Genomic DNA, 24827 nt, shown 5'->3' with positions numbered 1-24827 from the left:
TAAAAACACTGGTCGGATCACATTGTAAAGGTCGATTACATCACTATTTATGGTTGTTTTCTTTCGCTTTAGTGATGTAACACACATTTTTCAATTTCGATATTTCTCGTTTATGTTCATTAACGATAAATTTACAGTATGGGTTTTCAATTAGAAAATCTTAACTCAGAAAAACATTACAATAATTTTAATTTCATTTTCAATTTTCGTAGGATAGAACATATGAGCCAAATGACCACGACTACCCTCACAGGTCAGTGCATTTCGGAATTCTTAGGTACTGCACTGCTAGTATTTTTCGGATTAGGCTGCGTTGCCGCAGTTAGAATTGCAGGGGCGCAGCTCGGCCTCTGGGAAATTAGTGTTATTTGGGGCTTTGGAGTTGCCCTAGCCGTTTACCTTACCGCCGCGACTTCCGGTGCTCACTTAAACCCGGCTGTCACCCTTGCTTTATGGCTATTTGCCTGCTTTGATAAACGCAAGGTTATTCCTTACATTATTGCACAAATGCTAGGTGGTTTCTGCGCCGCAGCACTGGTTTATGCGATGTACTCACCTGTGTTCTTTGATTATGATCAGGTACACCATATTATTCGTGGTACACAAGAAAGCTTGTTTACAGCAGGGGTATTCTCAACCTATCCAGCAGCACAAATTAGTGAGCTCCACGCATTCTTCATTGAGGTTGTCATTGCTGCTATTTTAGTTTGTCTGATTTTAGGTCTGACCGATGATGGTAATGGTGTTCCTCGTGGCCCATTAGCACCTTTATTAATTGGTATTTTAATCGCTGTTATTGGCGGTTCATTTGGCCCACTAACCGGATTCGCACTTAACCCTGCTCGTGACTTTGGCCCTAAAGTTGTCGCTTACCTTGCAGGATGGGGTGATATTGCACTAACTGGTGGACGAGAAATTCCTTACTTCCTGATACCGCTGACCGCTCCAATTGTTGGTGGACTGTTAGGCGCATTTGGATACCGCAAATTAATTGGCCGTCACTTACCTTGCATGGTTTGTGAATCAGAGATTGAAGAAAAAAAACCATTAACTAAAAACGTATAATTATTACGGGAACAGGTTTAAATTATGACAACAGAAACTAATATCGTTAAAAAATATATTGTCGCTCTTGATCAAGGAACAACCAGTTCACGAGCTGTCGTACTTGATCACGAAGCCAATATTATTAGTATCTCTCAACGTGAGTTTACTCAAATTTATCCTAAGCCAGGCTGGGTCGAACATGACCCAATGGAAATTTGGGCATCACAAAGCTCAACACTCGTTGAAGTGCTTGCTAAAGCAGATATTCGTACTGATGAAGTCGCAGGTATCGGGATCACCAACCAACGTGAAACCACCATCGTATGGGAAAAAGAAACAGGTAAACCTGTTTATAATGCTATTGTATGGCAATGCCGTCGTACCGCTGATTTTTGTACTCATTTAAAACAAAATGATAAAGATTTAGAAGAGTATATTCGCCAAAATACAGGATTGGTTGTTGACCCTTATTTCTCTGGCACCAAAATTAAGTGGATTCTCGACAACGTAGAAGGCGCAAGAGAGCGTGCAGAGAAAGGCGAACTACTGTTTGGTACAGTTGACACTTGGTTAGTCTGGAAAATGACGCAAGGACGTGTTCACGTTACCGATTTCACTAACGCATCTCGTACTATGTTATTCAATATCCGCAATTTGGAATGGGATGACAAGATCTTAAAAGCACTGAATATTCCACGCGCTATGTTACCAGAAGTTCGTCCATCATCTGAAGTTTATGGACAAACAAATATCGGAGGTAAAGGCGGCACACGTATCCCAATTTCAGGTATTGCTGGTGACCAACAAGCCGCATTGTATGGTCAGCTCTGTGTGAAACCAGGGATGGCTAAAAATACCTATGGTACTGGCTGTTTCTTACTGATGAACACAGGAGAAACCGCTGTACGCTCTAATCATGGCCTTCTCACCACAATAGCTTGCGGTCCTCGAGGCGAAGTAAATTATGCCCTTGAAGGTGCTGTATTCGTGGGCGGTGCATCAATTCAATGGTTGCGTGATGAGCTCAAACTTATCGATGAAGCCACCGACTCTGAATATTTTGCAACTAAAGTAAAAGATAGTAATGGTGTTTATGTCGTACCTGCATTCACAGGTTTAGGTGCACCTTATTGGGACCCATATGCCCGTGGCGCAATTTTCGGATTAAGTCGTGGGGCTAACCGCAATCATATTATTCGTGCCACCCTTGAATCTATCGCTTATCAAACTCGCGATGTGCTAGATGCTATGCAAGCAGATGCAGGTGAACGATTAAAAGCATTGCGTGTTGATGGTGGTGCAGTTGCTAATAACTTCTTAATGCAATTCCAAGCTGATATTTTAGGCACAACGGTAGAACGTCCTGAAGTCCGTGAAAGTACGGCCTTAGGCGCAGCTTATCTTGCAGGTTTAGCTGTTGGTTTTTGGAGCAGCTTGGATGAACTGCAAAGCAAGGCAACTATTGAGCGTGAGTTTAAGCCAGGCATTGAAACTATAGAGCGCAATGTCAAGTATGAAGGTTGGAAAAAAGCTGTTGCTCGAGCGCAAGAATGGGAAGATCGCGCTTAAATATTTTTTAAGCTAATCACTCTAAGGCCATATAATTTATATGGCCTTTTATTATTCACGATAGGATTAATTGTTTCTCCTAGTAAATCACCTGACAACTAATTATTTAATAAATGTAATCATAGCTATTAGTATAATAATAAATTAGACGTTTCATTATAAGTAATTAAAATATCCATATAGTTCTATCTCATGTCACTCATATTAATAAACACAAAGAGAAATAGGTTATGGATAACCCAAGCTTCCCCTCATCTGTTCAATGGAATAAAGAACAAAAATTTGGTTTACAGGTTCAAGTTTATGATATGACAAGCCTTGACCAAACGACTCCCGTTATTAGACAAGTCATCGCTGTTTCTGACTTAACCGATAATGCCGCATTATTAAAAACAAGAACAACACAAAGTAAATGGGTATATGAAGGTATAATTACCATTCCCAAGAATGGAAAGTATTCCTTTATGATTGATAAACACAGCAGTGATTTATCTATTGAGATCAATCATAAAAAAATAAAATTAAGCACAGAGGAAATCACTAATGGCCTCTATTTTAATAATCTTAATGCCGGTGAACAGTATCCCATTAAATTTACAACAATTACCGATGGCTCAGTACCTCAATTTCGCTTTTATTGGGATACGGAGAATGGTTATGAGTATATTCCTGAGAACTTAATTCACCCTCCTACTCGGCATTCACATAATACCAAGGTACAAGAAATCATTACTAATGAAGTGAAACAGAATAACTTGCAGCTTGGTTACTACAAAAAAGGAAGGGGTCGTATCGCCGTACTCCGTCATAACTCCACACTCATCAACGCTTTAATTAAAGAGGACCCAACAAGATCAGAAACAGGTAATACCGCTTTTCACCTACTCAGTTGGTTAGCAGATAAACAGCGTATACCCGGTGGAAACCAAAAAATTCATCTACTCAGTGCTGTCAGTATTGACGAGCTTTCAGGATTTCAATTCAAATCTAAACATGGACTTTTTGTCGACAGCTTTAATTCACCACATGATTGGCTAGAAGGTGACTCTAGAGCCGCTAATCAAATGGCTGACCCATTGCTACCTAGCGGACAGTGGTATCGACACTATGAAATTGTCATCCTACCTTCAAATGCAAATGACAAACAAGTTAAGCTCGCGCGTCATTATATGGCGCTCACGGGTGGAGGTGTTTTGATTCATCATAATGACGATATATCATCTAGCAAAGCTATACAGGAGCTTATCCAAGAAATTCAACCAACGCAATATGAGCAAGAACAAGCCACTAGCCCAACTGCCGCTCACAGTAAACATGGATTACACTTAACAATTAATGAATTAAACCCACTGACTAACACAACAACACCTGTTTTTAAAACGGTTATTCCTGCAAACTCATTACAAAATAACGCTCACCTTTTATTATCTCCACGTAAAACACCTACTCAATGGGTTTATGATGGGACTATAACTGCACCACGTGATGGTTTCCTAATACTTGCATTAGAAAAATACAGCCCCGGTTTACTACAGTCATATAAAGTTAATCATCAAGACGCATCTATTGATAAAAACCAACAATTAAATACTCTCAAGTTAAATAACCTTCAGGCTAATAAAAAGTACCCTATTCAAATAATCATTACCAATAACGGAGACATTCCCAAATTCCAACTTATGTGGGATATTAACGGTAATACAGAGCAACTATCCAGCCAAGCACTTCACCACCATTTAACAGAAGTACCGTATCAAAAAGAGCGCATTCCTATTATTACTGAACCTTCTATTCCTGAGGTTAGCTATCAGAAAGTTATTTCATTACCCTCGCCTGCAATTAGCTCTCTTCATTTAACTGAAGACATGGTAACTCAAGCCGAATATTTTTCATTATCTCTACAAATAGATAGCCATTCGAAACCATTTATATTAAATGATATTAGACTTTCGCCTCACAACTCATGGCAATCATTAGTCAGTGAAATAGAAAATAAAGTTAATCAAGAAATTGAGCCTTTATTCAACACGCATATTTCAGCTAAATTTAAAGATAATAACATCACGATTCAAGGAGATAATTTATCTATCCTTCAACTGCAACTCAAAAAAAATAAAGCAATAAATTATGTACAAATAAAATCAGAATATTATAAAAAACATAAGTTCAAATCAATAAAAGAACATGGATATACCAAACATATTATTCATCTAAAACCTGAAAACTTAAATGAAATTACTCATTTTTCACTGGTATTAAAAGGCCAAGAAACAGAACAAGTACAATTTATCAAAACAGAATTGAGGTCACCTCACCTACGTGAAACACTCCCTGAGCAATTTGTCGAACGCTTACAAAATTATCTACAGTCACATGCACAAAGTAGTTCATTAGTAGTGAGTTATCATCATGGTAAGAAAGAGGAAGATCAAAAATTATACATCAAGGATCCCCTAAATAGGACTATCGAAGATCTTAATTTTGGCATTCAGCATCAAACCCTGCCATTTGTCATAGCAAATAATACAGGAGCAGAGACAAATAAGCTCACAGTAGGCGCTGTCACCGATAAGTTACCATCGCATAAGGATATTATTGAATATCGGCTACTCGAAGCGCCGAAATTTGGTATTGTTACACTCAATAACCGAACAGGAGAGTGGCAATATCAACCCAAAAGTGATGAGTCATTTTCTGGTGATGATCAATTCGACTTTGTTGCGATAACAGAAAATGGTCAAGAATCTGCGCCAATGTCAATTCACATTCAATCTGACCGCCCGCCAATTGTAAGCTACCCCGGTAAACGAGTATTCACCATTCCAGATCCAATTTATCATGAACCAGCAAAGCGAAATTACAGTGTTCCTGATGATATGAAAATTCAAACAATTCAACTTGCTCAAACTCATTTACAAAGCCCTGATACACCTTATTTTATACTAACAGCTAACCGATGGGCCTTATTAAAGGTAGACATTACTAGCCAATCCGCTGCAAGCGCACCTAATTTAACCGCTATTGTAATCGACAAAAATGATATGGAACTTGGCCGAATTCGCTTAACAGGTCCAGACAAACTGCCACAGAAATTACCTTCCATACCAAATATACCCTCAGTGGAAAGTAAAGAGGTTCATAAACATAGTTATACTGCACCATTGAAAGGTCACTGGGTACAACCCGATATTCGCATTCAACTAATAGCTGGTGATACACCAATAACTATGCCTTATACTGATAACAATGGTTTTTTTAAACCTAAAATCAGTGTCAGCAATGAAATGACTTCTCGTATTACTCACCATAGCCTATACCAACAAGGTCACGGTGTTTACGCTTATTCCCCACTCAGTTGGGGCATAGAAGCCGCAGCAAAATTACCAGCAACTAAATTCACGCTGTATAGTTACCCAACGATTTCGCAAACGATGCCACTTGACCCTGCTATCACTCATCATTCAGCCCTGTTCATGCCAGCCTATGATAGGGTTAATGGATTTTATAATAATAGCACTGAACAGATCTCTTGGGGTTTTCACCGAAGCCATCAGAGCATCGGTGTCAATGGCCTTGATAGTGACTTTAATTACTATGCACTGACTCCGACAAATACCATTAACTTACTAGGCCTAGCTTGGAAGAATCAAGGTGCTGGTATTGCTCGTTCAGATGTAATGTGGCATGAGTTGTACGGGCACGGGTTTGGTTTGAACCATACCATTAACACTGATAACACTGATAACACTGAATTTTTTTATCCATTTGATGGTAAAACAAATGGCCAAAATATTGGCTATGATCAGCAAACTCAATCCTATATTACCTATCGATATACTGAGCCGCACAGCAAGGAAAGCAAGGAGGTCATGCCAGCTTTATATCCTTTCTTACAGAATCAAGGATATGACCATTTTAATGCCTTTACTCCACACTCTGATTTTTTTACTCAGCGCATTCAACAATTTTTAAGAAAAAAACTACGTTGGCAGCCTAACAACATTATCGATCACGATATTGAAGATAATAATTTTGCTGGAGAAGGTTATTATCAAAACTGGTCAGAAAAAGAACAAAAGTGGGTTACCCTTACTCTTGATAATTTTTCTAGCTTTTATCCTAATACACGGCATTATGAGCTCGCTCATCAACGAGATGTCCCTGTTTATTGGATACAAGCATTGATTATAACAACCCCTGATAATCAACCTCACCCTTACAGCACAATCCAACCATTACGCACAATTGGCAACCTACCAGCTAAATATCACAACCTGAAAACAGGCGAAGGCCGCCCATATCATCACCATACACCCTATGCCTTGACCGTCACATACGCCACAAAGCAAGGTTTACTGACAGAAAGTTTGCAAGCGATCCCATATATAGAAACGATTAATTTAAATATTCCAGATAAAGGAGAACTCGTAAAAATCGAAATTGCCAGAATTAATAAAAATAAACAAATTGGTGAATCAATTTATACTTATAAGAATTCAAATTCCCTAGCAAACCGCCTCTTTAGCAAATGGAAGAGCAATTCATCTCTAGAACAATTAGTTCTCGATAACTATTGGAGTGGCAGTCAGTTATTTTGGTCTGCTACCGCCACTGATTTAATTGATTTGAAAACAGGAAAAATAAACCTACACCGGCTCACTGAAGATAGTGCAATCTGTGCTGCTTGGATTGAAAATGGGCAACGACATCAACAATATTTTTCATTACACGACCCGTTAGGTGAATTTACCCAAGTCCGAACTACGCAGATATTTTTACCAATCAATCATACGAACTTACTGGAAAACAATAATATAGTACCTCAGGATTACTATACTGAATCAAATGTTCCATTACTTTCGGATGTACACATTAATCAAACTATTGATATCACAGCATTACAATTACCTGAAAATATCTGTAATTATTGGGTCACTCTTACGGTGGAAGATAAACAAGGAAAACAACAAGAACAGAACCCTTTAGAACAATGGCAGATCACACGAAAAGGCAATAAGCTATCCATTATTGGTACTATAGACAGTACACCTGCACTAAAAATAAATAAAATAAAGATTTATATTGATGAACACTTACAAGATAGAGTTGAACCATTCTCCATCACACTCTCTCAAAATTATACGTCAATAATCAGTGAAAACATGGAATTCTTAGACTATAACCATCCCGTCGTTTTCAACAAAATTGAAAATCAGCCGGAGTTATTTAGCACAATGGATAAAACCGATAGTCAAACTATAATGGGCAATAAAGTGTATATGCCAATAGCATCATCGGCGGTCTCTTCTCCACTTCTAATAGTATAAAAGTCATCAGGCGGTAACCATACCGCCTGTATTTAAAAACTAAACTGTACTTTCGGTTTGGTTCATTTTATGAGCCAAAGGCAACCAACACAGTAACACCATGATTGACATCAAAAACATTAATAAGCCTAAGCTAAATTGGCCATTTTGTGGCATATGGGATGAAATCCATGTTGCTATACCTGAGCCCACATTTTGCAAACCACCGACTAAAGCACCTGCCGCCCCAGCAAGATAAGGGAAAGGCTCCATTGCGCCAGTAGTCGCAAGCGGAAATAGCATACCCGCACCAAAGAAAAAGATGGCGGCAGGTATTAGCAATGTCCAAGTGTTCATCACACCGAACCAGCTTGGTATCCACATTAATATGCCAGCTAATAAGCAAATAATAACGGAATGCCACATTAGTGAATAAAAGCTTTTACCTTCACGTCCTGCATACCAAGCACCAAAAAAGGCAGCTGGAATTGGTAAAATAAATAAAATACTCACAGTAATACTGCTAAGCCCTAAAACGCCGCCCATTAAAACACCGCTACTGGCTTCAAAAACTGCAATTCCGGCTAATGCACCAATTAACATCGCTAAATAGGACAAAAATGGACCATTAGAAAGCAACTGAACATATGACGCGACCATTTTACGTTTTTCAGGGGAAACTGGGCGCGTTTCTGGTAACCAGTGATACATACTTAATAGCACTGATGCACCTAAGATAAACAGGAAAATATAGCAAGCATGCCATCCCCAAAAATGCGCCAATATTCCACCAAACATAGGGGCTAATAACGGACTGACCAGTATGCCCATATTTAATAAGCTATTGGCATAACGCAATGCAGTACCTTTATACAGGTCACGAGGCATGGTTCTTGCCATAACGCCAGCCACTCCCGTACCTAGCCCTTGTAAACCACTGGCAATAGTCAACACCTCAAGTGTTGGTGAGAAAACTGCGATAACTGTTGATAACAGAAAAATGGTCAATCCTGCTAAAATTACGGGTTTGCGACCAATCTGATCTGAAAGTGGCCCATATAATAGCTGTGAAAAGCCATAAGAAAATAAATACGCAGCCATAACTTGCTGCACAGCACCCGAAGGTTCATTAAAATAAACTGCTATCTCAGCTATAACAGGGACATAAATAGTTTGAGTCATCTGCCCGACAGCAGCTAAAGCAATTAGCATCAACAACAGATTAAAATGTTCCAGTTTTCTCATTTTCTTCTCAAAAAAATAGTCAATTCTATGCACACACAAGCTCTGCATTATTAAAATTTAATAACACAGGGCGGAGTTTAAAAATTAAATACTGAATAATAAATTCTTGTTTCAAAGTTGGCATAAAAAGCAATGAAACATAAACCTTGTTCTAATGTGACTAAGATAACAAAAAATAATATTTTTTCGAGCCAGTACATCATTTTAGTTTATCTATGAATGGCAGCCATATTCGCCGCTTATGTCAACATAAGTGTACATTGACATTGCCAACTCTCTATTTCTAAGAATAAATCACTGAACCACATTATCGATAAGAACAAATAATGATCTGTTCTAGTATTAAATCCTAATAAACACATCGCTATAGAAATAACAAAAGGTACATATTTATGGCTAATTGGGTTACTGGAAATGTTGTAGAAGCAAAGTTTTGGACAGAATCATTATTTAGTTTGGTGATCAATGCACCAATTAAACCGTTTACTGCAGGACAATATGCCAAGCTCGCACTTGAAATTGATGGAGAACGTATTCAGCGTGCATATTCTTACGTCAATGCACCGAGTGATAATCAACTCGAGTTCTATTTTGTTATTGTTCCCAATGGAAAATTGAGTCCAAAACTTGCACAACTACAACCTGGTGACGAATTACAAATAACCGATGAAGCAACAGGATTTTTTGTCTTAGATGAAATACCTGAATGTCAAAACCTCTGGATGCTATCTACAGGGACGGCAATCGGGCCATTTCTTTCGATATTACAAGAAGGCAAAGGACTAGAACGTTTTAAAAACATAGTGTTACTTCATGCAGTTCGCTACCACAGAGATCTTAGCTATTTGCCACTGATGAAGAAGCTAGAACAGCAATATCAAGGGAAACTGCAAATCGTCACCGTTGTCAGTCGTGAACATGCCGAAGGCTCATTACAGGGTCGAGTGCCTGCATTAATCGAAAATCATGCGCTTGAAGAGGCTGTCGGTATACCACTAAGTCCTGATACCTGCCATGTGATGTTGTGTGGTAATCCTGAAATGGTACGAGATACGCGCGATATGCTGAAAAATAGCCATGGAATGGTTAAACATTTACGCCGCAAACCAGGTCATATTTCTAGCGAGCAATATTGGTAAACTTTAAAACTCAAAATAATAATATGATTTTACCGCTTCTTTACCTGTTTTAAATACTTCAAACTGAGGAAGCGGATATTTTATCTAAAATATGGGCAGTGACTCGTACAACCTTAAAATGAAAAAAACCAATAATGATGTCATTGCACCTAATCCTGATACAATAAGAGCATCCAAAGAATGAGTGAAAAAAAATGACGCAGCCGATATTTCGTTCAATTCAAATTATCATCACTATTTATGCACTTAGTTTGTCCCAAACGGCATTAGCCCAAAAAGTTCCCACCTTACCGGACACTGACTTTGAAGTGGCTTATTTAGCACCTGATGCGCCTTCATTTGATCTCACAATCCCTCAGCTGCGTACTCAGTTTAATCAACATAATCCAGATTTGTATCTACATGAATATAAAGTAATTGCGAGTCAGGATATTTCAGCACCCTATATTCGTGCAGCATCCCGTATTAACCAACAAATATATTCATCTGCTGTTTTAGAGCGGGGTAGTGAAAAAATAAAGAGCCTACAAATCACCCTGCTCCCAAGCTCTAACGAAAAAGAAGCCCAAAAAAGCCAGCAGCTGATGGAACGCTATATTATTGCCTTTATTAATCAATTTGATCCTAATGCTTCTTTGGATAAAGCACCTGAATTAACCTCAGCCTTAACTAAATTCATGACCGATAAAAACCCAAATCGAGCTGAAGAAGCCAGATTGGGCACTTTGCGCTATATTTTAGTAAAAAGTGATAATAATGTGCTTACTTTTGCTGTTGAACCGATTAAGCTAGAGCAACAAGCACCCTAAACTGATAATGATCACAATGCTTAGGGCATGCATGATGAAAAGCAAAGCTATTCCTAAGTATTGTTTTTATAATGCCTTTAATTATCTTACTTAGAAATATCTGATTACTATCATTATCTAACAATCAGATATCTTAAATAAGTTAGGATATGCAGTGATGGTGAAAAAATTTGTCTTATTATGCGAAAAACAACAACTGCATAATATATAACTTACTGATTAATCATTTAAATCTCAGGTTGGAGGAAACAACATGCGACATCCTTTAGTAATGGGTAACTGGAAACTAAACGGCAGCACCCAAATGGTCATTGATCTAATCGCAGGCCTGCGTAAAGAGCTTAGCAGTGTTGATGGTTGTGATGTAGCAATTGCACCACCAACTATCTACTTAAACCAAGCAAAACACGCCGTTGCTGGTAGCCGTATTGCATTAGGTGCACAAAACGTAGATGTAAACTTATCAGGCGCATTTACTGGCGAAACGTCAGCTGAAATGCTTAAAGATATTGGTGCTAAATATATCATTATTGGTCACTCCGAACGCCGTACCTACCATAATGAAAGCGATGAATTCGTTGCTAAAAAATTCGCGGTATTAAAAGAACAAGGTTTGATTCCTGTGCTGTGTATCGGTGAAACTGAAGCTGAAAACGAAGCAGGCAAAACTGAAGAAGTTTGTTCTCGCCAAATCGATGCTGTCCTAAATTTATTAGGTGCTGAAGCATTCCAAGGTGCAGTTATCGCTTATGAACCAATCTGGGCTATCGGTACAGGTAAATCAGCGACCCCAGCACAAGCTCAAGCTATCCATAAATTTATTCGTACTCATATTGCGAAAAAAGATGCGGCAGTTGCAGAACAAGTCATCATTCAATATGGTGGTTCAGTTAATGCAAGCAACGCTGCTGAGCTATTCACCCAGCCTGATATCGATGGCGCTTTAGTCGGTGGCGCATCACTGAAAGCAGATGCTTTCGCCGTGATTGTCAAAGCAGCCGCTGAAGCAAAAAAAGCAAAATAATTGCTTAGATAACACGCATCAACAATTAGCCGTCAGTCATGGCGGTTAATTGTTTAATTAATACCATTAAAAACCAACCTAATTATTATCTATTTCAATCTAATATTAAGTAAAATCAAATAATTAAAATAAAAAACAGTCAAAGATACTCATAAATAAAATACCAATCCTTATCACAAAAATGAAAATAATTAGATGTAAATTATTCTCTATTCTTATCCTCTATTCCTAGCAAAATTTAATTTTAATTCACCAATATAGTTGTTTTTAATTTCTATCATTCCCTAAATTATTCCTGTTCTACCTATAGCCAAGAATTGTGGACATCATTTAAGGCTTAGCATTAAATCGATGTTGAAAACATTCAACACAGACAACCTTTAATAACAATCAATGATGATTATGAAATATATAAAGAGTCTAATTTTAGCTATCATTACCCTCTTTCCCCCCATCACTCTCTCTCAATTGAATAACGATTTTTGGCGAATAAACACCGATACCTATATCGAGATTGAAGAATATCAAGGACAACGAGACGCCTTTAAGAATAAAGTTTTCGATAAAGTCAGTATGATTGGTGAGTTAAACCTTAGAAATCCTGAATCTAATTGGCGATTCGCACTTGAACACCGAGAGTCCCTTAGAAATTACGGCCGCAATTTTTCAATGTCTCGAGGATCTTATATTCGTAACCGTACACAATTCGGTAGCACATATCAATTAGCCCAAAATGAGACGTCACAACTTAGTCTCAATTTCACTTATCGAAAAGAATCTAATGATTCCGCCCCAAATACCTTAGCTCATTCCTCTCATAGCTTATATTGGTTGATGCCAGCAGCAAGTTATCAGTTTAATGAAAAATGGTCTTTGGATTTTTGGACTGCTTTTTATTATTACAGTAATTATCACCGTTCAAATAATCACGAATGGGAAGCCCAATATAGTATTGTTTATCAATACGCTCCTAAAATAAGAGGAATACTCTCGTTATACCATGACCGAGTTTGGGCGAGCGGTTTCACAAATACTTTTTCACAAGACCAAATTCGCGGCGAACTTCCAATTACCATTAATCAAAATTGGCGTATTTTTCCTTATTTTCGCTACTACTTAAGCGAGCATGCCTATAACAGTGCGCAAGTTCTCACTCAAAAAATCAAAAAGGGTTATCGATTAGGTGCAAAAATCGAATACAACATCACGCCTAAATTAATACTATGGAGCGGTTTTGCCATTGAACCCACAAATTGGCAATATGCTAAATATAATAAAATAACCTCAGGAAATAATAATAAACAAACCTATTACCTCAGCCAACTCGGTGTGCAATATCAATGGCAATAAATAAATGATTTATCATTTTCTTAATTTAAGATAAAAAACAAGTCACATGGCCACTAAATGTGACTTTCGTATTTATCACTATTTTCATCTGTTTTATATGACACAAAAATTACTCTTAGTTATTTCAGCAGTATAAAAACAAAAATTTAATCCTTTAATTAGACGAATAATTTATTCAACTATTTATTCAGCGGAGATCACATAACAAGATAATTCCAAAGTGAAATTATTCCATATATAAATCAATTATTCACTTATATAATTATCATATAAATCAATTAAATAATTAAGGCATCATAATTCATCAGACTAGGTTCTATTCTTATAAATCTCAATTTGAGAATAACTTTAACTGTGATTTATCTCACATCATAAATAAGAGCGGCTACTTATTATCCATCGAAAAATAACTAAGGAATAATAAAATGAAAAAACTCGCCTTACTTTCTGCCTGTATTTTTAGTGCGATGTCGATAGCAGAACCGATGACGCAAGCACAGTTGGATGATTTATGGAAAGATAAACAAAAATCAGCTGAAGAAATTGTGAAAAACATGTCTGAGGCTGAAAAAATTGGCCAACTATTCATGTTAGATTTCAGATATTGGAATAAAGATAAGAATGGTGAACCCGTACCATTCCTAGCAATGAATGATGAAGTATCTAATGTTATCAATCAGTACCATTTAGGATCAGTAATCCTATTTCGTGAAAATCTGATTGATACGCCACAGACGGTCGATTTAATCAATAAGCTCCAATCTTCTCGTAGTAACCTTCCGTTATTCATTGGTACTGACCAAGAAGGGGGCTATGTCACACGCCTTCGCGTTGGAACTGAAATGCCCGGTAATATGGCGCTAGGCGCAACACGTAACCCCGCACTGGCAGAGTTAACCGGTATGATCCACGGATACGAACTTTCAAGTCTAGGCTTCAATATCAACTTCGGCCCAGTTGTTGATGTAAATAACAACCAAAATAATCCTGTTATTGGCGTGCGTTCATATTCCGATAACAAATCTTTAGTGGAACAGCTATCAGTCAATTACATCAAAGGTATTCATAAATACAATTTATTGACGTCATTAAAACATTTCCCAGGACATGGAAATGTCTCTTCCGACTCACATGTTGACTTACCGGTTGTCAATTCCGATGCAAAAACCTGGCGTTCAACCGAGTTGCCACCATTTAAATATGCTTTGGCCCATGGTGCTGATGCGGTCATGACTGCGCATATTATTGTTCCAGCCCTTGATAACCATAAAATCAAAACACTTACCGGTAAAGAAGTTGGCACGCCCGCCACGCTTTCAAAACCTATTTTGCATGATATTTTACGCGAAGAACTCAAATACGATGGTTTGATTGTTACCGATGCCATGGATATGGGTGCCATTGCCGATAATTTTGATATGAACTGGGCTGTCGAAACCTCTTTGCTTGCTGGCTCTGATATTGTCCTTATGCCAATAAAAATGTGGGATAGCGCAGCGGTAACACGCCTTGATAACATGTATCGCCACCTAGAAGAACAAGCTGAAAAAAATCCTGAGCTGAAAAAACGCATTGATGAATCGGCAAAACGAGTGGTATTGAAAAAACTTCAGCAAGAAATTACGGCTCAGCCTATTGATTTAAATACCGCACAACAAGTTGTTGCCTCAAAAAGTCATAAAGATCTCGAAAATATGGTTTCGGAGCAAGCGGTTACACTGATTAAAAATGAAAAAGTACTGCCTTACCAATTGAAATCACAAAATAATATTTTAGTTATTTCAGATGAAAGCCCACGTAATACATTAATTCAGAAACATCTAAACGATATTGCTAACGAAACTAACGTCAATATTCAAAGTAGTGAACTCGTTGTAAAACTGAACGAAAACACGCTGACTAAAAGTGATGTAAAAAAATTAGTCAAAGACCAAGATTTAATCCTACTGACGACTTATAACCTCAAAGATACACCCGCAAATGCGCAACTCATTATTGACGAAGCGAATGCAAGTAAAACACCATTAGTGGTTATTTCATCACGCAATCCGTATGACATTGCTTATTTGAACGACGTAAAAGCCAATATTGCCATCTATGGTATTACAGGTTTTGATGTCACGAATAACAACCGTAACTCACTGGAAACTAATATTCGCAGTGGCTTACGCACTTTATTTGCTGATAACAATGCACAACCACTCAATCCACCAAAAGGATTGCTTCCGGTTAACATCAAAAACCCTAAAGGCGACAAAATATTGTTCCCTTATGGCCACGGTGAAACATACAACACCGCCCAGTAATTCTTCAACGCTCTACATTAATAATACGTACTCATAAAAATAAGCATTAATCAGCCTTTATACCTCAACCGGTATAAAGGACTGGTTCTGACATCCTTAAAAAAGGTGTCTCATAAAAATAAATGTATATAAGTAATTAAAATTAAAGGGTTATTATGAAAACTTCACTGAATGGTTTACTTTTCCTCACTGCTACTGGGCTTGCGACATCTGCTTTTGCTGCGGACCAAGTCAATAACGACTACTGGCGTATTTCGTCTAACGTCTATATGGAATTAGAAAAATTCGAAGGCCACCACAACTCTAAAGATCGTAAGGTTTATGATAAAACTACCATGATTGGACAACTATTTTTATCCAATCCTGAATCTAAATGGAGTTTTTTCCTTGAACATAAAGAATCATTAAGAAGCTACAACCATAATTTTTCAACGTCGAAAGATTCATTTATTCGTAACCGTACCCAAATTGGGGCAACGCGCAAAATGTATTCAAGTGACCTTGGGCAATTTAATCTTAACGTGACTTACCGTAAAGAATCCAATGACTCTGCACCTGGAACACAAGCGCGTCCATCAAATACACTCTTTTGGCTAATGCCTAGCGGTACTTATAATTTTAATGATAAATGGGCCTTTAACTTCTGGGATGCATTCTATCATTATGACAATTTTCATGCCGCAAACAGCTACGAATGGGAATCTGAGCACGGTATAGTGTATAAAGTAAATGATTCAGCAACAGCTAAATTATATATGTATACCGACTGGACTTGGGATAAAGACTTTAATAAGACGTGGGAACAAAACCAAATTCGTGGTTACTTTCCAATTACCCTCAATCAAGATTGGAGTGTAATGCCTTATTTCCGCTACTACTTAAATGAGCATAACTACGACAGTAATCAACGCACAACACAAAAAGTAAAAGACGGTTACCGCGTAGGAACTCAAGTATTCTATAACCTAACACCAAAACTCACACTGTGGGGCGGATTTGCGGTTGAGCCAAGTACCTGGGAAAATCCAAAAAATGCAGGTATCACGTCTGGTAGCAATAACCGTCAAACTTTCTATCTCGGACAGTTAGGTGTGAAATACACTTGGCAATAAAAAATAATTATGCCACGGCCTAATTTAAAGTAATCACGAAGTCACACTACAGTTTGTATAGTCTGGTGTGACTTTTATATTTATTAGATTTTAAAAATAACATGACTAAATTGTAATAGAGCTGTCAGGCTATTTTATAAATCCTTTTATAGAATAAATGTAAATCGAATGCATTATCAAACAGTTATTATAAAAGGACATATCAAAATGAATTTTAAAAAACATCTACTCTCTGCCATTATATTATCAGCCGTTACTGTTCCCACTATCGCCCTAGCAGCAGATAGCTTAAGCGTTCACATATTAAACCAACAAACAGGGAAACCAGCCCCCGGTGTTGAAGTTACGTTAGAACAGAAACAAGCTAATAATTGGAAAATTCTAAATTCTGAAAAAACAGATCAAGATGGCCGAGTAAAAAAATTATGGCCTGATAATACAAAAACTGAAATCGGCGATTATAGAGTCACGTTCAAAACAGGAAAATATTTTGCTGACAATAATCAAAGTAGCTTTTTCCCAGAAATTCCAGTTGAATTTAATATTAGCGATCCTGAGCAGCACTACCATATTCCATTATTACTAAGCCAATATGGATATTCGACTTATCGTGGTAGTTAATCTCATTTTAAAAACAAAGCCGTTCTTCGACTGCCCCTCGTTGGCGGGGAGCGGTTCAAGCATCTAACTATCCAACCAACAAATACTCTAAACAAAACTCAGTAATACTCTAAATAATTCGAATTACAGCTAGGCGGCTAGTGAGCTAACCTTTAGGAGCATACATAAGTATGTGACTAAAGTTAGCGAATGAAGCCAACAACGCTGTAACTCGAAGTATGACGAGTATTCGAGATTAACGACGAATAATATCGTCAAACACCCCCCCATTCGCAAAATGGGTTTTCTGGGCTTCTGTCCAACCACCAAAGTTTTTATCAATAGTCAGCAATGCTAGCTGTGGAAATTGATGTTGATACTTTGCCGCAATGGCTGGATTACGCGGTCGATAAAAGTTTTTAGCCGCAATTTCTTGCCCGTCTGCTGAATATAAGTATTTAAGATAAGCTTTTGCGACCTCTCGGTGATCACGTTTATCGACCGTTTTATCCACTATTGCTACTGATGGCTCCGCTAAAATTGAAATACTTGGAGTCACAATTTCAAATTCATCTTTCGTATCTAACTGACTCGTTGCTAACAACGCTTCATTTTCCCAAGCAATTAATACATCGCCGATACCACGCTCAACAAAACTATTCGTCGCACCACGAGCTCCTGAGTCGAGAACTTCCACATTTTGATAAAGCTCTTTTACAAACTGTTTTGTTTTTTCAGTGTCTTGGTTATTTTTATCTAATGCATAACCCCAAGCGGCTAAATAATTCCAACGTGCACCCCCTGATGTTTTCGGATTTGGCGTCACGACAGAAACATCTTTACGAATTAAATCATCCCAATCGCGGATATTTTTAGGGTTACCTTTACGTACTAGAAATACAATTGTTGAAGTGTAAGGTGCTGAATTATCGCTTAACTTACTTCTCCAATCTCGTTCTATTCGGCCACTCTTAGCGATAGCATCTACGTCATAAGCTAATGCTAATGTGACCACATCCGCTTCTAACCCATTAATCACTGAAGTTGCTTGTTTACCGGAACCACCATGAGATTGGCGCACAGTAACTGTATCGCCAGTTTTTGCTTTCCAGTATTCACTAAAGGCTTGATTATATTGCTGATAAAACTCTCGCGTCGGATCATATGACACATTTAATAACTGAATATCCTTCGCCCATGCACTTGTTGCCAAAACCATTGCGGTGAGTATGAATAGTAATGCGGTGGTTAATTGAAATTTTTTCATCTGCCATAAATGTACCATTGTGCCATCCCTCATCGAATTAATTACAAGGTCAGGCTGACAGATAGTATCGATAACGGGAAATAATTAAAAAGTTAAACTTATGCATTTGGGGAATATATGAACACATAAAGGAGGCAAATAAGTTTGAACCGAAGAGCAATATGAATATAAAAATGGTTTGAGAATAGACTAAATCATTCGAGCTACAGCAAGGCGGCGTATGAAGCCAACAATGCTATAGCTCGAAGTACATAAAACTGATTTGCAATAACAGAGGCAAAAATTAGTACAGTTTTTTCGCTGTATCGAACCAATCTTTCTTAAAGACACGTTTCATGTTCATAACGGCATCAATAATATCATGGTGAATTAATTTTTCATTTTGGATACCGACACAACGGCCACCATAGCCTTCAAGTAGCAATTGGATTGAATAAGCCCCCATACGCGAAGCCAATATACGGTCATAAGCAACCGGCGAACCACCGCGTTGAATGTGGCCTAACACGGTAGCACGGGTTTCATGGCGGGTTTGCTCTTCAATATATCTTGCCAATTCTGCAACATCACAAACATGCTCAGTAATCGCAACAATGGCGTGGCGTTTACCTTTTTCAATACCGCGTTTAATTTCTGACAGCAACTCTTCACGATCAAACGCCATTTCTTGCTCTGGCAAAACTAAGAACTCACAGCCACCCGCAATTGCCGCAGATAGGGTCAAATCACCACAATAACGCCCCATCACTTCAACGATTGAAATACGTTTGTGAGAAGTTGAGGTATCACGCAAACGGTCAATCGCTTCAACAACCGTTTCTAATGCCGTGAAATAACCAATGGTATAGTCTGTTCCCGCCACATCGTTATCAATAGTGCCCGGCAAACCTACACATGGAAAACCTGCTTCTGTTAGTGCTTTAGCTCCTAAATAAGAACCATCACCACCAATAACCACCAGCGCATCAATATGATTTTTCTTCAAGTTATCAACGGCAATGGCGCGAACTTTTTCATCACGGAATTGCGGGAAACGAGCAGATCCTAAGAAAGTACCACCGCGGTTAATCATATCCGACACACTGTATCGGTCTAATTGCTTCATACGGTTTTCATATAAGCCTAGGTATCCATCGTAAATACCCATGACTTCTAAGCCTTCACCTAGTGCAGCACGTACAACACCACGAATTGCAGCGTTCATACCTGGTGCATCACCACCACTCGTTAAAACCCCGATTCTTTTAATCTGTTTGACCATGATGACCTCTGATTAATGAATATAAATTGCAAATCTATAAAAAGGATACGACTTACTCAGTTATTCTAAACTTAATCCTATTGTAAATCGCCAAAGCTGAATTGATTCACCTACTGACATAATACGGTAAAGACAGGATTATGCATCTGCTTTCCATCAAGATTTTCCGCTTTATACTCAAAATAATTCAAAGTACATATAAACAGCAAGCGAAGATATCCCGACAAACAGACAAAATTATGTATTCAATAACATAATACTAGCTCATGAACCCATGACTTGGAAAATAATGCGTTAAAACAATCCCCTTAAAACGCGGGTTCAATATACCGATTGTCGCCTTAGTTCGAAACAAAAATTAAGTGACAATGATAACATCGAACTTAATCTAGCGCTGTATCCATCAAACAAAAAAGCACCTTAACGGTGCTTTTCAAATAAAATCATCATCATGATGAATTAAGTATAAAAGTAACGAGTCAAATGGAAAAATACCGGCGCAGCAAAACACAGAGAATCAATTCTATCTAACATTCCGCCATGCCCTTCAATAATTGCGCCAAAATCTTTAATACCACTATCACGCTTAATTGCTGACATACATAACCCGCCAACAAATCCCATCAATGTAATCGCTAAAGACATCAGCCCGGCAACCCACCAACTAAATGGGGTCACCCAATATAAACAAATACCAATAGCAACCGAGGACAGTATCCCACCCAAGAAACCTTCTATCGTCTTATTTGGACTCAGTTTTGGCACGATAGGATGTTTGCCAAACAATTTGCCAAAGACATACTGTAGTACATCTGAAATTTGAGTTACGACAATAAGAAAGAGTAATAATTTAACCGTCTCACCTTCGTAGCCTTGAATATTCAGCATCAATAATGCAGGCACATGACTTAAACAGAAAACTGTTACCAACATTCCCCACTGGATCTTTGCAGTACGCTCAAGAAAATGAAAAGTATCCCCAGCCAATGCAATTCGGGTCGGTAAAAATAAGAATACGAAGACCGGAATGAAAATAGAAAATAATCCGTACCATTCAATCCCAACTAATACATATTGCAGAGGAATAAAGACAAAGAAACACCAAAATAGTGCTTCATGGTCACTACGTCTGGTAGGAGTTAAGGTAATAAATTCACGTAATGCAAAAAATGAAATCAACGCAAATAAAACCACAACGCCAATATTACCGAGCACAACGGCGAGAACACAAATAATGCACATCACCCACCATGCCCGAATTCGCGCATTTAAGTTATCAATCGTTGGATTACTTTTCTCGCCTGAATACCGATAAGCCAGTATTCCACCAATGATACTCGCCACAATCAGTACGCCAAATACGCCTGATAATAATAATGATAATTCGCTATCCCACAGGCTCATGGCATTAATTCCTCAAGGGCTTTTTTGGCACGCAGCAAAAAATCTAATTTACTTTCATCTTCCATTAATGGTGCCAATGGTTGACCCACTGTCGCAGAGCAAATAACGGGCACAACGAGTTTAGACCCTTTAGGCAATACTCGATTTAAATTTTCTAAATACACAGGTACCACCTCAACATGAGGGTATTTTTTAGCTAGATGATAAATACCACTTTTAAATTCGCTTAACGCTTCGCCATCACCGCGAGTTCCCTCTGGAAATAAAATTAACGAATGTTGCGATTCTAATACAGCTTCCAATGGCTCTAGCACATTCCCTGTTGCGGGTTTGTCCCCTTTTCTATCAATCAAAACAGCACGAAAAACCTTATTCACCAGATAACGACGAAACGGAGTTTTATCCCAATAATCTTTAGCAGCAACGGGATGAACAAAGTGACGCATAAGTGGCGGTAATCCTGACCAAATAACCAGTCCGTCAAGGTGGCTTGAGTGATTTGCATAATAAATTCGAGAAGCCATTGTAGGCTGACACCCAACCCAACGGGTACGTACCCCAGTCAATAGACGGCAGGTCCCCGACAACAGCATTCCCATTGTTTTAGCTAATAGAGAAACTCGCTGTACTTTTTTCATCATTTTTCCTTGCGATCGCTTTCGCATAGTGACGTCCTAAAAATTAATGGTCAGTCACGAAGGCGCAATATCGATGCTAAATCAGCAATTCAGAGTCATCATTTTAAATAAGATAGATAGCTGCCCGGCAGAGTACAACTGGGTAAGTTCTGATTTATTCATTTAGAGGAAAAATAGGAGGGAGCCAATCAGATAATATGTATAAAAAATCTATTTCTTCGATAAATAGACACTAAATAATTCAAGGCGCATGTCACTGATATAGAATCAGCAGCTATGCACCTTGAGGTATAACTGAATAATTAAATACTATTTTTTATCAGCAGCGATACGGTCACGGATATTTTGTGCACGTTCTGTTGATGGTGGGTGAGAATCAAACATACTTGTTTCATTGCTACCCATTTTTGCTAATTTCTCAAAACCCGTCACTAAACCGTTAGTGCTAACACCACGTTTTTTCAACAAATCATAAGAGAAATCATCTGCTTGACTTTCTTGGTGTTGAGAGAACTGAGAATTAACCAGTTTCTCACCTAAAGCAGCAACTTGAGATGCGCTCAGTTGTTCAACTACGCCACCCGCTGAAGCAGCTGCGGTACGTGCAGCAACGGTTGCATAAGCCACTTGCATCGCTTTACGTGTGTGACCTAATGCTACGTGGCCCATTTCATGGCCCAGAACGCCTTCAACTTCGTTATCGTTCATCACATCCATCAGACCACTGTAAACACGCACACAGCCGTTAGCCATTGCCCATGCATTCACATCTTCAGTTTGATAAACTTTATAATTTACTGGAACGCCATCAACTTCATTACCTAATGCTTTAGCAATTTTATCTAAACGCTTAGCGTACTTACTTGAAGCTGGTGCAATTTTGTTTTGTGCATCCATTTCTTTACATGACTGATCACTAAGTTGTTTAACATCAGAATCTGACAATGTAGCTGCTTGAAATAATTGCATGCCTGAGTTAGTTAACATCCCTTGGTCTAAATTTTTACAGCCAGTTAAAACGACAGCAGAAACCGCTATCGCAACAAGTGCTTTCATTCTCATGTTTCATATTTCCTATAGAATATATACAACAACTATTATTATTAGTAATGCTAAAGACTATGAATTCTGTTAAAAATAACAATAGGAATAAAGCCATAATTAGTCATAATATGATTTTGTTATCATATTTACGCTAATAGCAGAATTTACCAGATAAATACCTCACCAATCACACATAATTAGAGTAAGTTGCTACTAATAAAAACGCCAAATTCGTGTAATCAATCAAGTCACTTAATAAACAATTCAATAATACAAAAATCACGATTCAATTGTTGTGACGTCGTAAATTGCAACGACTGACAATTATTTGTCACCAATAAGGTTTCAAACCCTTTTAATGAGTATTGCTCCATATTAATGACTATATCGAGCAATTTTGTATGATTAAAAATTAAAACATGGCTGGCATCGCTAATCCAAGACATGACAGATTGTGCATTCAACCACTGTAAGCGAGCCCTATATTTTTGCGGATTATAGATCAGATTAAAATCGCGAATAGCGCCATCAACAAGCTCCGCATACACCTCGCTTTCACCATGGAATGCAAAAAATTGTTTTTGCTGTAAGGTAATTGGTGCCTTTTTATCTACCTGTAACGTCAAACCAACTCCCTCTAATACGCCAATAATACGCTGCCTATCAGGGAAAAAAGAAAATGCACCCGCCGCCTTAACATCTGCAATAGAAATACGCCAATCAAAATCATCTAAACCTTCACCATGACTACGCGCAACTTCTAAAGTAAACCCTTGACCATTTTTCCATGGCATTTTTTTATAATCTTGTTCTGTTAAAACTTGGATCATGACGTTTACCTATTTTTCGATGAATGATTTAGATAAATAAAAGTAATACTGTCGATAAAAATTAATCAATAATTTGCATTAAAATGATCTTAAAGATTAGATGACTTAATTGATTTGAATTGTAACTTTAAACCAAGAGAATTAACGATTTTTATAATCGTTGTAAATGCTGGATTACCTTGCCCCGATAAGGCTTTATACAAACCTTCACGACTCATACCCACTTCTTTTGCAAGTTGGCTTATATTTCTGGCTCTGGCAATATCACCAAGCGCTGCAAGCACTAAAGCAGGATCGCCATCTTCTAAAATTTCATTGAGATACATTTGTATTTCTTCTTCACTATTTAAATGTTCAGCAATATCATACTCTTTTAGCTTAATGGTCATAGTTTTCCCTCGATTGCTTTGAAAATTTGTTTAGCTTTAACAATGTCTTTCTGTTGTGTCACTTTATTTCCACCATTGATTAGAATAACAACAACATTATTCACTTTCTTCAAATAAATACGATACCCTGGACCTTCATGTATTCGTAATTCTGAAAAACCATCACCAATTGCTTCAACATCCCCGAAATTTCCATTTTTTAAGCGCCTAATTCGAACTTGAATTTTTGTTTTCGCTCGAATATCTTTAAGATCTTTCATCCAACCATCAAAGATATCTGTTGTAAGCACACTCATCATAAGACCCTCCTTGTCTTTTGGTACTATACTAATGAGCCCTCATTAATTGTCAACTACAGTTAACACTCATCTATTTTACAGGCAAAAAAAAAGCCCCTAAAAGGGGCTTAAAAGACAGGGATGGTGTTCGTTACTGAGTTATAACTTATTGTTATATAGTTATTTATAATTCTCACTGTCCACATTCC

19 protein-coding genes are annotated in these 24827 nt (G+C 37.9%); 10 read left to right on the top strand and 9 right to left on the bottom strand.

From position 1 onward, the window contains the following. The first annotated feature begins 222 nt into the window (after positions 1–222). The 3 genes from ACTH6U_RS11445 (at position 223) to ACTH6U_RS11435 (ending at position 7943) form a co-directional block, all read left to right on the top strand. Complete coding sequence (locus ACTH6U_RS11445; protein WP_294105164.1) at positions 223–1065, top strand: MIP/aquaporin family protein; 843 nt, start codon at positions 223–225, stop codon at positions 1063–1065. 24 nt (positions 1066–1089) lie between these two features. Then, positions 1090–2616 carry a glycerol kinase GlpK gene (gene glpK / locus ACTH6U_RS11440; protein WP_294105161.1) on the top strand — a complete coding sequence of 509 codons (1527 nt, stop codon included), beginning with the start codon at positions 1090–1092 and terminating at the stop codon, positions 2614–2616. A 230-nt stretch (positions 2617–2846) separates the two neighbouring features. After that, complete coding sequence (locus ACTH6U_RS11435) at positions 2847–7943, top strand: M66 family metalloprotease (protein WP_441832240.1); 5097 nt, start codon at positions 2847–2849, stop codon at positions 7941–7943. Positions 7944–7982: 39 nt separating this feature from the next. Here the strand turns inward: ACTH6U_RS11435 and emrD are convergent, their stop codons facing one another. After that, the gene (emrD, locus tag ACTH6U_RS11430) at positions 7983–9167 is read right to left on the bottom strand and encodes a multidrug efflux MFS transporter EmrD (protein ID WP_294105156.1); all 1185 of its coding nucleotides are present in this window, start codon (positions 9165–9167) and stop codon (positions 7983–7985) included. A 392-nt stretch (positions 9168–9559) separates the two neighbouring features. Here emrD and fpr point away from each other — a divergent pair, with 392 nt between their 5' ends. The 7 genes from fpr to uraH all read left to right on the top strand — a co-directional run bounded on the left by fpr (position 9560) and on the right by uraH (position 17528). Beyond that, positions 9560–10306, top strand: coding sequence for a ferredoxin--NADP(+) reductase (gene fpr, locus ACTH6U_RS11425; protein ID WP_294105154.1), 747 nt, complete (start codon positions 9560–9562; stop codon positions 10304–10306). Positions 10307–10500: 194 nt separating this feature from the next. Then, positions 10501–11115, top strand: a complete 615-nt coding sequence (locus tag ACTH6U_RS11420) for a DUF1454 family protein (protein WP_441832239.1) — start codon at positions 10501–10503, stop codon at positions 11113–11115. 253 nt (positions 11116–11368) lie between these two features. Continuing rightward, positions 11369–12139: a triose-phosphate isomerase gene (tpiA, locus tag ACTH6U_RS11415; protein WP_294105146.1), complete on the top strand. Its 771-nt coding sequence runs from the start codon at positions 11369–11371 to the stop codon at positions 12137–12139. Positions 12140–12541: 402 nt separating this feature from the next. Then, a complete protein-coding gene (locus ACTH6U_RS11410) occupies positions 12542–13489 on the top strand; it encodes an OmpG family monomeric porin (protein WP_441832238.1) in 948 nt (315 codons plus the stop codon). A 425-nt stretch (positions 13490–13914) separates the two neighbouring features. Continuing rightward, entirely contained in the window at positions 13915–15795 is a 1881-nt protein-coding gene (locus tag ACTH6U_RS11405) for a glycoside hydrolase family 3 protein (RefSeq protein ID WP_441832237.1), read from the top strand. Positions 15796–15950: 155 nt separating this feature from the next. After that, positions 15951–16907 carry a hypothetical protein gene (locus ACTH6U_RS11400; RefSeq protein WP_294105135.1) on the top strand — a complete coding sequence of 319 codons (957 nt, stop codon included), beginning with the start codon at positions 15951–15953 and terminating at the stop codon, positions 16905–16907. Positions 16908–17114: 207 nt separating this feature from the next. Beyond that, positions 17115–17528, top strand: coding sequence for a hydroxyisourate hydrolase (gene uraH / locus ACTH6U_RS11395; RefSeq protein ID WP_441832236.1), 414 nt, complete (start codon positions 17115–17117; stop codon positions 17526–17528). A 235-nt stretch (positions 17529–17763) separates the two neighbouring features. On the opposite strand, the gene ACTH6U_RS11390 is transcribed toward uraH, so the two are convergent. From ACTH6U_RS11390 to ACTH6U_RS11355, 8 genes are all read right to left on the bottom strand, one after another. Next, on the bottom strand, positions 17764–18774 hold the full coding sequence (locus tag ACTH6U_RS11390) for a sulfate ABC transporter substrate-binding protein (RefSeq protein ID WP_294105130.1): 1011 nt from the start codon (positions 18772–18774) through the stop codon (positions 17764–17766). Positions 18775–19057: 283 nt separating this feature from the next. After that, complete coding sequence (pfkA, locus tag ACTH6U_RS11385; protein ID WP_294105128.1) at positions 19058–20035, bottom strand: 6-phosphofructokinase; 978 nt, start codon at positions 20033–20035, stop codon at positions 19058–19060. A gap of 459 nt (positions 20036–20494) precedes the next feature. Further along, on the bottom strand, positions 20495–21439 hold the full coding sequence (locus ACTH6U_RS11380; RefSeq protein WP_441832235.1) for a phosphatidate cytidylyltransferase: 945 nt from the start codon (positions 21437–21439) through the stop codon (positions 20495–20497). Continuing rightward, positions 21436–22077, bottom strand: a complete 642-nt coding sequence (locus ACTH6U_RS11375; RefSeq protein ID WP_441832249.1) for a lysophospholipid acyltransferase family protein — start codon at positions 22075–22077, stop codon at positions 21436–21438. The genes ACTH6U_RS11380 and ACTH6U_RS11375 overlap by 4 nt, the downstream gene beginning before the upstream one ends. Before the next feature lie 309 nt (positions 22078–22386). Next, positions 22387–23139: a M48 family metallopeptidase gene (locus ACTH6U_RS11370; RefSeq protein WP_294105123.1), complete on the bottom strand. Its 753-nt coding sequence runs from the start codon at positions 23137–23139 to the stop codon at positions 22387–22389. A gap of 230 nt (positions 23140–23369) precedes the next feature. Next, positions 23370–23951 carry a HutD/Ves family protein gene (locus ACTH6U_RS11365; protein WP_441832234.1) on the bottom strand — a complete coding sequence of 194 codons (582 nt, stop codon included), beginning with the start codon at positions 23949–23951 and terminating at the stop codon, positions 23370–23372. An 89-nt stretch (positions 23952–24040) separates the two neighbouring features. After that, positions 24041–24340, bottom strand: a complete 300-nt coding sequence (locus tag ACTH6U_RS11360; protein WP_294105117.1) for an addiction module antidote protein — start codon at positions 24338–24340, stop codon at positions 24041–24043. Beyond that, positions 24337–24639, bottom strand: coding sequence for a type II toxin-antitoxin system RelE/ParE family toxin (locus ACTH6U_RS11355; RefSeq protein ID WP_441832233.1), 303 nt, complete (start codon positions 24637–24639; stop codon positions 24337–24339). Before ACTH6U_RS11355 ends, ACTH6U_RS11360 begins: the two co-directional genes overlap by 4 nt. Positions 24640–24827: the final 188 nt, after the last annotated feature.

Source organism: Providencia sp. (assembly GCF_052096715.1).
In the GTDB taxonomy this organism is placed as follows: domain Bacteria; phylum Pseudomonadota; class Gammaproteobacteria; order Enterobacterales; family Enterobacteriaceae; genus Providencia.
This window is presented reverse-complemented; position numbering and strand designations above follow the sequence as displayed.